The organism is Nostoc sp. NOS(2021) (assembly GCF_017115025.1).
GTDB lineage: Bacteria > Cyanobacteriota > Cyanobacteriia > Cyanobacteriales > Nostocaceae > Nostoc.
In genome coordinates this window covers 1-12603 of record NZ_JABXKM010000307.1, presented here as the reverse complement: position 1 = coordinate 12603, position 12603 = coordinate 1, and the positions used below count along the sequence as shown (strand labels likewise).

Genomic DNA, 12603 nt, shown 5'->3' with positions numbered 1-12603 from the left:
GGTTAAGTTCAATGGCGCGGTCAAAATCTTCTAGGGCTTCTGGGTAACGCTCCATAAAAAAGTAAGTTACACCGCGAAGTGCGATCACCGAGTTATATTTGGGGTTAAGTTCAATGGCGCGGTCAAAATCTTCTAGGGCTTCTGGGTAACGCTTCATAAAAAAGTAAGTATGACCCCGCCAACCTAGAGCAATTGGTTGCCATTTAACCTCAATCTTAGAATTCTCTAAGACTGCGGTAAACATTTCCAATGTAACTTGATAAAGTTTCTCCTCATAAGCTTTTAACCCATTTGCTATTTGCTCACCCCAACGCTGAACTTCAGAGGAATCCGCATCTTTACCAGCCTGAAGCATTATTTCTGCTAACTGTTGGGCAAATTTGCGTTGATTTTTGAGTGCAGCAAGAAATTCATTGAGAGCTAGAGATAAACTCTTTTGCGGTGACTGACATAACCTGTGGTACAACACATTTAAAGTGTGACTTTGCCAGCTAGGATCGCGCTGTTTTTCCTCTTCTGACAATTGCAGATCATTCCGCAGACCGTCATAATATTCTGCCAACTTATCATGTATCTCAGCCCAACCTTGCGGCGATAAAAGGCGCTTGTGGCGTAACATTTGGGTTTTGACAACATCATGATAAGCCCAGCCATCGGTACGTTCCTTGACAAAAGATGTTTCTTTAAGCCAAGTAAATAGCTCATCAGCTTCTTGTTCTCCTCTCAACTGAGCTAAAATATCCCGGTTCAAGCACCGAGGAATGGCAGCATCAAGCGCCACTTGTTGCCGTTTGGGATCGTCAATCCATTTTAAAAAGCGTTCTACAGCACTGCTGCTAGGCTCAATTACCTGGTTGGGGTGATTGGGATCAGCATCTGCTAGCATTCCTACTAGCAGAGGTAAGTTTCCAGAAAGGTGCAAAATCACTTCAATAATGCGATTGTCTGTAATGCCTTTGCGAATTAGATATTGTTGGGCTTCTTCTTCTGTAAACGGTTCCAGAGGGAAACGAACAATTAACCCCTCGTAAGGTGCCCAATGATTTTTATCTAACTCTTGCCGACCGGCGATCGTTATCAATATATTGAGAGATACATCACCGTGGCGACCCTCCAAAATTTCCCGTAGCCAGTTATCTAAGAATTCTCCGGTGCGTTCATAGGTATCAAAAAACAAAACAACACCAGTTTTCTCGGCAATTTTAAAAATATCTTGCAAAAATAGCGGGGTCAGAACTTCCACAGGTTCTTGAACTAATAGCACTTCATCTTTATTTGTTATTTTCTTTGCCACATAAGACGCCCATTCTCCGGCTTGGGTAGCAAAAGCATCCTCATCTACAAAGTCAAATACAGCACCAGCAACGGGAACTTGACGCGCCAAGCGCACGCCAGTTTTTACCATAGTTTTCCCCACAAATGCCGAAAAACCTTGAGGGGCTTCTGGATCAGTTTCTAATTCTTGGCGCTTTTGCCGGTAAACTTTATAGCGTTCTGTAAACTGGGATAGTTTGTGACCTTGCCGTTCTAACTCTTCAGCTAAACGACCCATGACTTCGGGGACAGTTTTCTCTGCTTCATCGATGTAAGCCGAGATAATTTTTGCTTCATCAGCAATTTTGCAAAACTGTCGCAGCAAAGTACTTTTACCAACTCCGCCTTGACCCCAAACGTTATACAGAAAACGACGGTGATCGTCTTCTGGGGATAATGCTAAATTTTGGCGAAATTGGTTTACTTGGTCTTCACGACCCACAAAACCTGATTGCTGGAGTTGCTTAAGCTTATCTTGTAAATTCTTGTACTTGTTTTGCGGGTTCATTACAAGATTTAATTTTAAGGTGCTAATAAGTAGTCAGACAGAATTAATTACACAATGTCATTGCGAATGCAGCGAAGCGAAATGAAGCAATCGCAAGGGCTGGGATTGCTTCGCTCCGCTCGCAATGACTGTAAATGTTTTTGTCCAGCTACTTACTTATAGAATAACTACTTAATGCCCACGCTGTATTTCGGAATTTACCAAATTTTTCTAGGTAATTTTTACGTGTAACTTTGATTTAAGCTCGATGTTGACCTTCTGAGGCTCAATGTTGACCTTCCGAGGCTCGATGTTGACCTTCTGAGGCTCAATGTTGACCTTCTGAGGCTCAATGTTGACCTTCTGAGGCTGGATGTTGACCTTCTGAGGCTGGATGTTGACCTTCTGAGGCTCGACGTTGACCTTCCGAGGCTCGACGTTGACCTTCCGAGGCTCGACGTTGACCTTCCGAGGCTTGACGTTGACCTTCTGAGGCTCAAAAATGCCCTGGCGATTAGAAATCACGGCTACACAAACAAAACCTGCCTTCGCAGGTTACAAAAATATTGGGATACAAAACACGAAAAGGGCATAACAATGTTATGCCCCTACAAATTGCGTGTATTTTACTAAATTTACAACTGCTGTAATTCCCTATTTCAGACTTTAGCTAACTGGGACTTCGGGTTGCTTTTTCTTAGAACGGCGGTTAAACCTGCGTCCCATCTCATCAATTACTGCATCTAAACCTGTGACATCACCGCTAGCTTTGGCATAGCTATAAATTGCTAATGCTGCGGCATAGGCTTCGCTAGCAGCAGCTATACAGGTATCATCTACCAGTTCTTGCAGTTGTGTTAGAGACAAAAGCACTGGATACAAGTCCTCAAATATCCCTAAATCCCGGCGCATCTCTTCTAAATCAAAAGAACGAGGCAAAAAGTTAGGGTTTTGTGTAGCCACTTCTAAAGCTTTGCTGACAAAAGCTCGACTTTTATCTCCCATTTTTAGCATTGTTCGCCGATCTTCAGGGGTCAAATCAATCAAAAATGGTAACTTTTCTCTAATTGTAGCGATCGCCTGCATGACTGCTTCTTTGTCTGCTGGGGCTAAGTTGGCACTGATGCGATTTTCTGCCATTTTTATTACTCCTTTAGGATACTTGTATTCAGTATTCCCAAAGTTATGGAAGCGATCGCTATTGTTGATAGATAATTAACGTAAGTTTGATAAACCTCTCCCTGCCTTAAACTAAAAACCAACTATCTCAACGATGAAGTGATAAAAGTGTTTAGTATAAACTAATGAAACTGAATGCAGAAATCAATGCGTAAACAAATCATCGAATATACATCTCCACTAGATGCGGTAATTGCCCTTACCAAACAGTTAAATACCTATGAAATAAAGTACCAAATGAATTCAGAAGATTTTTTTGCCAAATATAGTCAAGGCGAAACTTCTGACGATGAAGTGTTTGTTGAATGGGCAGGAAACTACCAACATTATCTAGCTCTACACCAAGATATAAAGAGCAAACTCAAAGATAGCGATCGCATTTATCAGAGGGGAACACTCAAAAATACTTGCAATTGCCAATTCCCAACTCTGCTGTTGAAGTTCTAATTTTCAAGTCATGATAACTCAAGCTTCTGTTTCCAGTAAAAGCGCCCGATAACCTGCTTGGACAAAGTGTTGATCGGCTGTTGCTGCAATGATTAAGCCCTGATATTGCATGACAATAAAGGAAATACAATCAGTTAGTCCCCAAGTTTTGTCTAGACGGGACTGATAGAGCTGTAAAGCACGGTTGAGGAGTTCTGTGTCTACACTCACAACACACATATTTGGTGTTTGATAACACTGCTGGATAAATCGGATCGCTGCTGTGCGATTAAAAGCACTCAAAGCATTACCAACTTCAATTAAAACAGCTTCAGTTAACTATACTTCCACGGCGCTTTGGACACGCGGTAGCAGGGTTATAGCCTTGATATGGTATTGATCGCGTGCATTTAGTAACGCTTGGATAAAAACAGTGTCTAAAAATATTCGCTCACCTGTCATGTGTTAATTTCAAGCTGATGTTTTGGTGTGCCATACAGGTAATGGTCATGTTGACTTGCCCAATCTTCGGGTGCATCAACTGTCCCCGTTAAATCTTCTAATACATCCCACACATCAGCCGCTTTAGTTTCAGATGAGTTGATATCCTCAGAAACGATAGTAATTACGTAGCGCTTGTTTGGCTCTAAATCAAGTGGTATATCTGGTCGCAAAACAGAACCATCAAATGTAACTGTTAAGATTTTGCTCATTGATACCTTCTTTCTAACCACTAATTACCGCGATCGCATCAATTTCTACTAACACATCTTTAGGTAAGCGCGATACCTGCACACAAGCCCGCGCTGGGGCTGTATCTTCCGCGAAATATTTTGCATATACGGCATTCACCGCCGCGAAATCATTCATATCAGCTAAAAATACAGTGGTCTTCACGACATCTTGGAAAGTTGCACCGGCTGCTATGAGGATGGCTTCAAGATTAGCTAATACCTGCTCAGTTTGCTTTTTAACATCATCAGTGTAGACGACATCACCAAGACGGGGATCGATGGCAATTTGTCCAGCTATAAATATAAATTGACCAGAAGCGGCGATCGCTTGATTATAAGGGCCGACTGGAGCCGGTGCGTTATCAGTACGAATTACTTTACGAGTCATAGATATTATTTTCTCTAACGATGTTTCCTGCTTACCGATTTCTGCTTCAGCTGCGATCGGTTTGTAAACTTCTCCATCTGGCATTATCGCACCAGTTAGGTCAGCATCTTGAAGATTGGCTCCGTAAATATTTGCTCCAGTTAAATCTACCTTCTTCAGGTTTGCCTCGTTCAGATTCGCGTTAATCAAATCTACTTTTTGCAGTTCTGCTTTCTCTAAGTTTGTCCCTTTTAGACAGGCTTTTCTGAAATTTACGCCTATGAGATTTGCTGCACCTAGATCAGCTTCAGCCAGATTCATACCTGACAAATCCTTTTGAGATAAATTAACACCCCGAATCTTGGCTCTCTGCAAATTAGCATCTTTGAGTATCACATGAGTTAGGTTTGCTTGACTCAAATCAGATCCAAACAAGTTAGCCCCACTTAAATTAGCACTAGTAAGGTTAGCTCTAACGACTTTTGCTTCATTCAAGGATGCGTCAGTTAAGTTTGCAGAATTGAGTGTAGCATCACTCAAGTTGGCGTTATCTAAGTTAGCGTTACTCAAATTAGTGCCACTCAAGTTTGCTCCACTCAAGTTAGCATTATCCAGGTTAGCGTTACCGAAATTAGCACCACTCAAGTTTGCTCCACTCAAGTTGACATCATTTAGGTCGGCGTTACTAAAGTTAGCGCTATCCAGGGTTGCTTTACTCAAGTCAGCACTACTTAGGTCTGCCCAACTGAAATTTAAACTAGAACTTTTCACCAAACTACTCAAATTTGCACCTCTTAAAGATGCCCTAGTGAGGTTAGTACTTTGAAGAGAAGCATTACTCAGGTTAGCATCGTTTAAATCCGCTCCCGTCAAATCTGCACCTTTTAGGTCTATTCCACTCAGATTTGCATATTTGAGGTCTACTCCTCTAAGATTCTCGTTGTGAAATTGTATTTGTCCTGCGGCGTATTTCTCTAAAAGTTCTTCAGCGTCCATAATGCACCTTTGAATACCATTGACACAGTATAATCACAAAAACTTTGTGTCACAGATATTCCTCTCCCCTCTTCCTTCGCGCCCTCTGCGCCTTGGCGGTTCGTTCCTCCTACCCCAACCTCGGACGTATCCCATAATGCCGTCAGGTCTGCATCGCGATCGCACTCGTATAATACTGTTACGACAGACGGCAAAACATCATTTATGAATAAACCAGAATGAATATTAAAGAGCTACTACTCCAAGAAATTGAATCGTCCTCAGATGTTCTACTAGCTCAAACGCTAGATTTTTTGCGTTTTCTCAAAACAAAACCAACAACCGAGGAAATATCTCTTAACCTGTCAACGGAAAAAAATGATCATACTTCCAATCATCAAACAAAACCGGAAATAGAAGAAGCAACACCAATTCTGAGAGGCTCCAAAGCAGAAGACTTGCTAAAATTTGCCGGAACCTGGCAAGGTGATGATTTTGAGGAGTGCTTGGAGCTTGTTTACCAAACCCGATCCCAGGCTGAATTTTAGTAATGTACCTCCTAAATACCAATCATTGTAGCCGGATCATTTTCGGAGAAACAAACATCATTCGTCGGTTACAAGAACACATCGGCTTAGGAGTTGCAACTAGCGTTATTGTGCAAGGTGAACTCCTTTACATGGTGCAAAAGTCTTCTCAACAAGAAGCAAATCTTCGCTTTGTCAGAACTTTTCTGCAAACCATTGACCTTTATCCCATTAGTGGAGGGGTTGCCGATGTTTACGGTAGCCTCAAAGGGGAAATTGTCGAACATTTTGGCCCCAAAGACAAAGCAAAGCGTAGAAAGTTTACAGTTCAAGATTTGGGTTTTAGCGATAACGACTTGTGGATAGCATCAACTGCTCTGCACTATAACCTCACAGTCGTCTCAGAAGACAGCGATTTTCAAAGGATACAACAGGTGCAAGCCTTAGCATTAGAATCTTGGCTTTGACATCCTCACAAAACCAACCGATTCCTACAGAACATTTATGCAAACTGCATGGTGGAGAATTCGAGATATTCCTCTCCCCTCTTCCTTTGCGCCCTTTGCGTCCTTCTCCCAAGGGGAGACGCTAACGCGAACGCGGTTCGTTCCTCTTACCCCAACCTCGGACGTATCCCATAATGCCGATATCGCCAATAATCCCGCAAAATGCGATCGTGGTCAAAACATAAATTACCAGGCACTCGCCAAGACTCAAAAACTCCTACACCCTTAGCATCATCCCCAGCCACAACTTCCCCCGTAGCTGTCGCCAAAAACACAATACTAATCGTATGCTGACGCGGATCGCGATCGGGGTCAGAATACACCAGTAATTGTTCAACTAACTCCACCTGCAAACCCGTTTCTTCCTCAGCTTCTCGCCGCGCCGCCACTTCCACCGCTTCCCCATAATCTACAAAACCACCAGGAATAGCCCAACCTAAAGGTAGATTATGTCTTTCAATTAACACTATTGGCCGATGAGGTCGATCTACTAATTCAATGATGATATCAACTGTTGGTGTAGGATTTCGGTAAATCATGCAATTTTGAATTTTGAATTTTGAATTTTGAATTGATTTCTCCCTACTATCGACAGCTTTCAAAGCTGAACGTAGCATGATAGATTGATGCGATCGCTTCTTCCCATAACTCAGGTTAAATATGCCTTTTCCTAGATCCAGTGGCATTTTGCTGCATCCTACCTCTTTTCCCAGTCGATTTGGTATTGGAGATTTAGGCTTAGAAGCCTATCGCTTCATTGATTTTCTCAAAGAGAGCCATCAACAATATTGGCAAGTTTTACCCTTGGGGCCCACTGCATACGGGAATTCCCCGTATATGTGCTACTCCGCAATGGCGGGAAATCCTCTGCTGATTAGCCCCGAAAAACTCCTAGAAGAGGGTTTGCTAGCTGAAGAAGACTTTGCTAATTTACCAGGATTTCCGGTAGAAAAGGTAGATTTCGAGCAGGTTGTGCCGATTAAGATTGGGCTACTCAAAAAAGCCTGTGAAAACTTTAAAGCGAATGCTACGCCTATCCAGCATAAAGAGTTTGAAGGTTTTTGCGACAGTAAAGCCTATTGGCTAAATAATTACGCCTTATTTATGGCGCTGAAAGATGCTCACGAGAATGCAAGCTGGCATACATGGGAGCGAGAACTTGTCAAGCGGGAACCGGAAGCATTAGCTCAGGTAGAGGATCGGCTCAACGGAGAGATTTTTTATTACAAGTTTGTCCAATTTGAGTTTTTCCGGCAGTGGTCAGACCTGAAAAGCTACGCCAACATGCGCGGTATTGACATTATCGGCGATATCCCCATCTACGTAGCTCATGATAGTGCCGACGTGTGGGCGCATCCCGACATCTTTTGCTTAGACGAAGAGACAGGAGTTGCTGCCCAAATGGCAGGAGTTCCACCAGATTACTTTAGCGCCACCGGTCAATTGTGGGGCAACCCGGTTTATAACTGGGAGGAATTGCAAAAACAAGACTTTAAATGGTGGGTACAGCGCTTTGAGGCAATGCTGGATTATGTAGATATAATTCGCATTGACCACTTCCGGGGCTTCGAGGCTTATTGGTCTGTGCCTCAAGGTGAAGAAACTGCCATGAATGGTAAATGGGTGGAAGCGCCTGGAGATGCTTTTTTTGAAGTGATTAGGCAGAAGTTGGGCAAGCTACCCGTCTTAGCGGAAGATTTGGGAGTAATTACACCAGAGGTAGATGCGCTGCGAGACAAGTATGAATTTCCTGGGATGAAAGTTTTGCAGTTTGCCTTTGGTTCTGATCCCGCTAATCCATTTTTACCATTCAATTACCCAAGAAATGCTGTAGTTTATACCGGCACTCACGATAATGACACAACTGTAGGCTGGTTCAACACGGCTAACGATAACGAAAAGCAAAACCTGTTACTTTATTTAGGTTCTATTAGTCCTGAAGGCGTTCACTGGGATTTAATTCGCCTAGCTTTGAGTTCCATAGCCAACCAAGCGATTATTCCCTTGCAAGATGTTTTGGGCTTAGGAAACGAAGCGCGGATGAATTTTCCCAGTGTTGCAGAGGGTAACTGGGAGTGGCGCTATCAAGCAGCAGCGTTGACAGAGGAATTAGGCGATCGCTTGAAAGTTCTTACCAGACTTAATGGACGCGCCCCACAAGCAATTTGAGGAGTGGGGAGTGATGAGTGAGGAGATGGGGAGATGAGGCAGCAAGGGAAAAAACACTCCCCCATCTTCCTCATCTCCCTCATCTCCCTCAGTCTTTTTCTTCTCTACGAGAAGCTGCGCGTAGCTTGCTTCCCTGTAAGGGTACAATTTTGAATTTTGTTAGCGTAGCGTTAGCGAGTCTGCGAGCGTCATTTTGAATTTTGAATTGATTTCTGCCTCATCTCAAAACTTAGGTTTAGCAGCAATCCTAATTTCTTCCTCCTTCCCAGGCTCTCCCATTTCTTTAGCTTTCTCTTGATTGACGCTCATCAACACACCACCAGCATTATCAGTTTTCACTGTCAGTTGCTGTTGGGCTTTCCAAGTTCGGTGAGTTCCCTCTGGCAGAATACCTTCAAACTCGGTTTTGCCATCGGCTACTACACGAATCCAAGATGACGCTTTCAAGGTGACACCAATCTGTACAGCCTGTCCCTGTTGAACGCCGTTAAGGGGATCGCTGATCGGTTGAGCCTTAACTGACTCTTTTCGTTGGGCTAGTTCTGGTTTAACAACGGATTTTTGTTTTTGATATGGCTGGTTTTGGCTATTACTTGCTTGTAGTACAGCGTTATTTAATAACTGAGATAAGCCATTTACAGAGCAGAAAATTAGCAATATGTAAAGAAAGTAAAGATGAATCGGACGTAGTTGACTAAGGGATGATCTATTCCCCATACCTTGGGAGTCCACTCGTGCAGAACTGATCGGAAAAGTGCCAGAAAATTCTACTCCATTCAAGCCTAGTGCTTCGGCAAATTGCCTGATCAAACCCTGAATATAGATTGGTTCTGGCAGTTCGTTTAAATTACCTTCTTCGATTGCCTGCAATAATCGCTGGGGAATCCTGGTCAATACAACCACTTGTTCTAGAGATAGACCCTGTTCTTGACGCAATGCCCAAAGTTGAGCGCCTAATTGTACCAACTTTTCAGATCGTTGTTGTTCTAATGAAAGTGATGGCTGGTGATTATTCTTCTTTCTTGGCCATTTCATGCCTACTGACGCTCCTTAATTCCACTGAATCAATAATTAGGTTGTATTATCTGCTCTTGCAAAAAGTGAATCTCATAATCTTTGAGAGAACGATATTCACCCTCATCTAAAAAGGGTTCTTTTGAAGTTTGTAATTGAATTAGACCGATAGCAGTCCGATGCAGCTTGATTACTGGGTATCCTAACTGTTGGGCTATACGGCGAATTTGGCGATTTCTTCCCTCCTGCAACACTATTTCTAAAAAGCTTTGCTCGGTACAACGTTCTATGAGGTGTACCTTAGCAGCCCTGGTTTTTCTACCCTCCAACATCACACCCTGACGCCACATTTGCAGTACCGCTTCTGGAGGATGTCCTTTGACCAAAACACGATATGTTTTGGAAATACTGTGACGTGGATGGGTTAGTCCAAATGTCAGTTCTCCGTCATTGGTCAGGATTAATGCTCCTGTAGAGTCTGCATCTAGACGTCCAACTGGGTGAATACCTGAACCCTCTCGTAATTCTTTCGGTAGTAAATCGAGGACTGTTGGTCTGCGGTGAGGATCGTGGCAAGTCGAAACCACTCCCGCTGGTTTGTGCAGCAATAGATATATTAAAGGCGGACGCTGCTTTTCGGATACCGGTTTACCATCGATTGCGATCGCATCTTTTTCGGGATCAACTTTTTGACCTAAATGTGCCAATATCCCATTGATCTGCACCCGTGAGTCCCTAATCATTTCTTCGGCTTCACGACGTGAGGCGATACCCCATTGAGCGAGAATTTTTTGTAACCGTGCCTCCATGTGTAAATTGCTTATTTACTGTTAACAATTAAATGATATTTGCATTTTGTCCCTAGTAGGCATAAATGTTACATTTAAAGCTTGTTTAATTAGATTGGTTAGATGCCAGAGCAAAATTCCCAAACAACAAGTGCAAAGAAAATCCGCATAATTACGCAGGTACTGACAACAGCACTAAAGCTCTGGTTGAGAGCGCAAGTGAGCCAAATATCAGAATTAGAAGTGGAGATTAAAGCGAGCGATCGCCAACTTTTCTCTGGACGCATCCCCTCGGTATCTATTTTTGCTACTCATGCAGTTTATCAAGGTCTCCTGATTACACAAATTCAATTAATAGCAGAAAATATTCGGATAAATATTGGCTCGGTACTCAAGGGACAGCCCCTGCGACTGTTAGAAACAGTACCAGTGGTTGGCGATTTGATCGTAGACGAGAAGGATCTCAATGCTTCTCTCTCATCTGACTTATTATCTACTGCTTTGAGCGATTTACTGGTTAAGGTTTTACCAACACATTACCCACAGTTAGAACCAATTAATTGGCAAGAAATTATCCTTGATAACAATCAAATTATACTGCGAGGCGTGAAAGTAACCAATAGTGAAACAACACCTCTAGAGATTTGTCTGGGCTTACAGTTACTCAGTGGGCATGAGTTGCAAGTGGCACATATCCAAATCAAGCCTGACCAGGGAGATATATTAGAAGACAATCATGAGTACAATCTGGATCTTGGCTCAGATGTCGATATTCAAGAACTAACGCTGATCCCAGGCAAGCTGGTGTGTCGTGGGCGGATTAACGTTAATCCTTGATGATTAGAAATAAAAAAATGCTAATACATTATTTTAAATAATACAGCGCCTATCGAAACAAGGGGAGTGGGGAGTGGGGAGTAAGAATTTTAGATTTTAGATTTTGGATTAAAGAATTGAAATTTAATCCAAAAGACGCTCTCTACGAGACCAAGGCGTAGCTTGCTTCCCTGTAAGGGTACGCAGACTCGCTCTAAGCGAACGCGAGTGCGTCTGGTAGAGTTGCTATGCCTTTATGCGTTGCCTCTCGTAGAGAAGGCTTTACGCTCCACTATCGTCAATCCAAAATCCAAAATTGAAATGCCCAATGCCATGCTCACTTATAGAAGCGGCAACAATAGCGTCACAAAATAATAAATTAAAGGAGCTGTAAAAATATAACTATCAGTACGGTCTAAAATACCACCGTGACCGGGGATTAACTGCCCAGAATCTTTGACTCCAGCATCCCGCTTGAGCATAGATTCGGTAAGATCCCCTAAAATGCTAGCAATGCCAATCAGCAAACCCAATGCTAAACCAGTGAAGGGGGATTTGGGCAAGTGGAGATAATAGGCTCCTGCTATGGCTACAGCAACACTGAAGATGATGCCAAAGACAGCACCTTCTACAGTTTTTTTGGGGCTAATCTCAGACAGACGAGTTTTCCCAAAGAATTTGCCAATGGTGTAAGCACCGATATCAGCTGCCCAAATACACAAAAAAGTCAGCAGTGTTGCTGTAAAACCTTGTGGTAAAGAAGCGGAATTTGCTTTTTCCCAGAAATCTGTCCAGGTTGTGGGCCAGTATCCTCCGAAAGGGAGATTGCTAAAAGCAGCACTATCAATTGCTCGTAAGCGCACCCAGTAACTCGGTAAATAACCTACGTAAAATAGCCCCATAATAGAAGCGGAAACATCAGCGATCGTGGCAAATTTGGGCTGAAACAGCAGGTAAAAACAAATAAGTGTACCAGCTATTGGCATCACAGCGTCAGCTAAACTGCCATCTAGCGTACAAATCACCAGCAAGACTTGGCTGACAGCCATAGTGGTTTTAGCGGCGGGAGCGATGCCTCTGGCTCGCACCAAATTAAAATATTCCTGTTGACCCAAAAAGACGATAACCGCAAACATGATGGTAAAGTACCAACCCCCCAAAAGGGTAACAGAAAGAGCAAGAGCGATCGCAACAATTCCACTAATAATTCGAGACCAAGGCATAGAAGTATTAAATATTGGGCATGGGGCATTGGGCATTGGGCATTGGGCATTAATTAATTAGTTATTTTTTCTTCCCCT

Annotated in this window: 16 protein-coding genes; 5 read left to right on the top strand and 11 right to left on the bottom strand. The window is 43.0% G+C overall.

Annotation, left to right across the window (positions count from 1 at the left end):
• The 3 genes from HWQ41_RS30055 to HWQ41_RS30045 all read right to left on the bottom strand — a co-directional run.
• Nucleotides 1-1822, bottom strand: a 1822-nt coding sequence (locus HWQ41_RS30055) for a tetratricopeptide repeat protein (protein WP_292771144.1), incomplete at its 3' end; no start/stop codon positions are given.
• A 210-nt stretch (nucleotides 1823-2032) separates the two neighbouring features.
• A complete protein-coding gene (locus HWQ41_RS30050; protein WP_292771142.1) occupies nucleotides 2033-2326 on the bottom strand; it encodes a hypothetical protein in 294 nt (97 codons plus the stop codon).
• Between the two features lie 141 nt (nucleotides 2327-2467).
• Nucleotides 2468-2941 carry a hypothetical protein gene (locus HWQ41_RS30045; RefSeq protein WP_292771140.1) on the bottom strand — a complete coding sequence of 158 codons (474 nt, stop codon included), beginning with the start codon at nucleotides 2939-2941 and terminating at the stop codon, nucleotides 2468-2470.
• 186 nt (nucleotides 2942-3127) lie between these two features.
• Here HWQ41_RS30045 and tumA point away from each other — a divergent pair, with 186 nt between their 5' ends.
• Complete coding sequence (gene tumA / locus HWQ41_RS30040) at nucleotides 3128-3427, top strand: antitoxin TumA (RefSeq protein WP_292771137.1); 300 nt, start codon at nucleotides 3128-3130, stop codon at nucleotides 3425-3427.
• Between the two features lie 18 nt (nucleotides 3428-3445).
• Here tumA and HWQ41_RS30035 read toward each other — a convergent pair whose 3' ends face one another.
• The 4 genes from HWQ41_RS30035 to HWQ41_RS30020 all read right to left on the bottom strand — a co-directional run bounded on the left by HWQ41_RS30035 (nucleotide 3446) and on the right by HWQ41_RS30020 (nucleotide 5697).
• Nucleotides 3446-3709 (bottom strand): hypothetical protein, encoded by a 264-nt coding sequence (locus tag HWQ41_RS30035; protein ID WP_292771135.1) that lies wholly within the window; start codon nucleotides 3707-3709, stop codon nucleotides 3446-3448.
• Nucleotides 3710-3864: 155 nt separating this feature from the next.
• Nucleotides 3865-4119: a hypothetical protein gene (locus HWQ41_RS30030; RefSeq protein WP_292771132.1), complete on the bottom strand. Its 255-nt coding sequence runs from the start codon at nucleotides 4117-4119 to the stop codon at nucleotides 3865-3867.
• A 13-nt stretch (nucleotides 4120-4132) separates the two neighbouring features.
• Nucleotides 4133-5503, bottom strand: coding sequence for a Rid family detoxifying hydrolase (locus HWQ41_RS30025; protein WP_292771129.1), 1371 nt, complete (start codon nucleotides 5501-5503; stop codon nucleotides 4133-4135).
• Nucleotides 5482-5697, bottom strand: coding sequence for a hypothetical protein (locus tag HWQ41_RS30020; RefSeq protein ID WP_292771128.1), 216 nt, complete (start codon nucleotides 5695-5697; stop codon nucleotides 5482-5484). The genes HWQ41_RS30025 and HWQ41_RS30020 overlap by 22 nt, the downstream gene beginning before the upstream one ends.
• Nucleotides 5698-5721: 24 nt before the next feature.
• On the opposite strand from HWQ41_RS30020, the gene HWQ41_RS30015 reads away from it, so the two are divergent.
• Together HWQ41_RS30015 and HWQ41_RS30010 are read left to right on the top strand one after the other, a co-directional pair.
• Nucleotides 5722-6030, top strand: coding sequence for a hypothetical protein (locus tag HWQ41_RS30015; protein WP_292771126.1), 309 nt, complete (start codon nucleotides 5722-5724; stop codon nucleotides 6028-6030).
• Between the two features lie 2 nt (nucleotides 6031-6032).
• Nucleotides 6033-6476: a type II toxin-antitoxin system VapC family toxin gene (locus tag HWQ41_RS30010; RefSeq protein WP_292771123.1), complete on the top strand. Its 444-nt coding sequence runs from the start codon at nucleotides 6033-6035 to the stop codon at nucleotides 6474-6476.
• A 146-nt stretch (nucleotides 6477-6622) separates the two neighbouring features.
• Here HWQ41_RS30010 and HWQ41_RS30005 read toward each other — a convergent pair whose 3' ends face one another.
• Nucleotides 6623-7054 (bottom strand): NUDIX hydrolase, encoded by a 432-nt coding sequence (locus tag HWQ41_RS30005; protein ID WP_292771150.1) that lies wholly within the window; start codon nucleotides 7052-7054, stop codon nucleotides 6623-6625.
• 121 nt (nucleotides 7055-7175) lie between these two features.
• Here HWQ41_RS30005 and malQ point away from each other — a divergent pair, with 121 nt between their 5' ends.
• Nucleotides 7176-8684: a 4-alpha-glucanotransferase gene (malQ, locus tag HWQ41_RS30000; protein ID WP_292771120.1), complete on the top strand. Its 1509-nt coding sequence runs from the start codon at nucleotides 7176-7178 to the stop codon at nucleotides 8682-8684.
• Between the two features lie 222 nt (nucleotides 8685-8906).
• Here the strand turns inward: malQ and HWQ41_RS29995 are convergent, their stop codons facing one another.
• Nucleotides 8907-9719 (bottom strand): RodZ domain-containing protein, encoded by an 813-nt coding sequence (locus HWQ41_RS29995; protein ID WP_292771117.1) that lies wholly within the window; start codon nucleotides 9717-9719, stop codon nucleotides 8907-8909.
• A 29-nt stretch (nucleotides 9720-9748) separates the two neighbouring features.
• A complete protein-coding gene (locus HWQ41_RS29990) occupies nucleotides 9749-10507 on the bottom strand; it encodes a pseudouridine synthase (RefSeq protein WP_292771114.1) in 759 nt (252 codons plus the stop codon).
• A gap of 102 nt (nucleotides 10508-10609) precedes the next feature.
• Here HWQ41_RS29990 and HWQ41_RS29985 point away from each other — a divergent pair, with 102 nt between their 5' ends.
• On the top strand, nucleotides 10610-11323 hold the full coding sequence (locus tag HWQ41_RS29985) for a DUF2993 domain-containing protein (protein ID WP_292771112.1): 714 nt from the start codon (nucleotides 10610-10612) through the stop codon (nucleotides 11321-11323).
• A 320-nt stretch (nucleotides 11324-11643) separates the two neighbouring features.
• On the opposite strand, the gene HWQ41_RS29980 is transcribed toward HWQ41_RS29985, so the two are convergent.
• Nucleotides 11644-12525 (bottom strand): phosphatidate cytidylyltransferase, encoded by an 882-nt coding sequence (locus HWQ41_RS29980; RefSeq protein WP_292771147.1) that lies wholly within the window; start codon nucleotides 12523-12525, stop codon nucleotides 11644-11646.
• Nucleotides 12526-12603 lie beyond the last annotated feature (78 nt).

Excerpts from the sequence above, each read along its gene's own strand:
- HWQ41_RS29985 (WP_292771112.1), top strand. The coding sequence starts at position 10,610 with ATGCCAGAGCAAAATTCCCAAACAACAAGTGCAAAGAAAATCCGCATA.
- HWQ41_RS30005 (WP_292771150.1), bottom strand. The coding sequence starts at position 7,054 with ATGATTTACCGAAATCCTACACCAACAGTTGATATCATCATTGAATTA.
- HWQ41_RS29980 (WP_292771147.1), bottom strand. The coding sequence starts at position 12,525 with ATGCCTTGGTCTCGAATTATTAGTGGAATTGTTGCGATCGCTCTTGCT.
- HWQ41_RS30025 (WP_292771129.1), bottom strand. The coding sequence starts at position 5,503 with ATGGACGCTGAAGAACTTTTAGAGAAATACGCCGCAGGACAAATACAA.
- HWQ41_RS30045 (WP_292771140.1), bottom strand. The coding sequence starts at position 2,941 with ATGGCAGAAAATCGCATCAGTGCCAACTTAGCCCCAGCAGACAAAGAA.
- HWQ41_RS29990 (WP_292771114.1), bottom strand. The coding sequence starts at position 10,507 with ATGGAGGCACGGTTACAAAAAATTCTCGCTCAATGGGGTATCGCCTCA.
- HWQ41_RS30015 (WP_292771126.1), top strand. The coding sequence starts at position 5,722 with ATGAATATTAAAGAGCTACTACTCCAAGAAATTGAATCGTCCTCAGAT.
- malQ (WP_292771120.1), top strand. The coding sequence starts at position 7,176 with ATGCCTTTTCCTAGATCCAGTGGCATTTTGCTGCATCCTACCTCTTTT.
- HWQ41_RS29995 (WP_292771117.1), bottom strand. The coding sequence starts at position 9,719 with ATGAAATGGCCAAGAAAGAAGAATAATCACCAGCCATCACTTTCATTA.
- HWQ41_RS30030 (WP_292771132.1), bottom strand. The coding sequence starts at position 4,119 with ATGAGCAAAATCTTAACAGTTACATTTGATGGTTCTGTTTTGCGACCA.
- HWQ41_RS30010 (WP_292771123.1), top strand. The coding sequence starts at position 6,033 with ATGTACCTCCTAAATACCAATCATTGTAGCCGGATCATTTTCGGAGAA.
- tumA (WP_292771137.1), top strand. The coding sequence starts at position 3,128 with ATGCGTAAACAAATCATCGAATATACATCTCCACTAGATGCGGTAATT.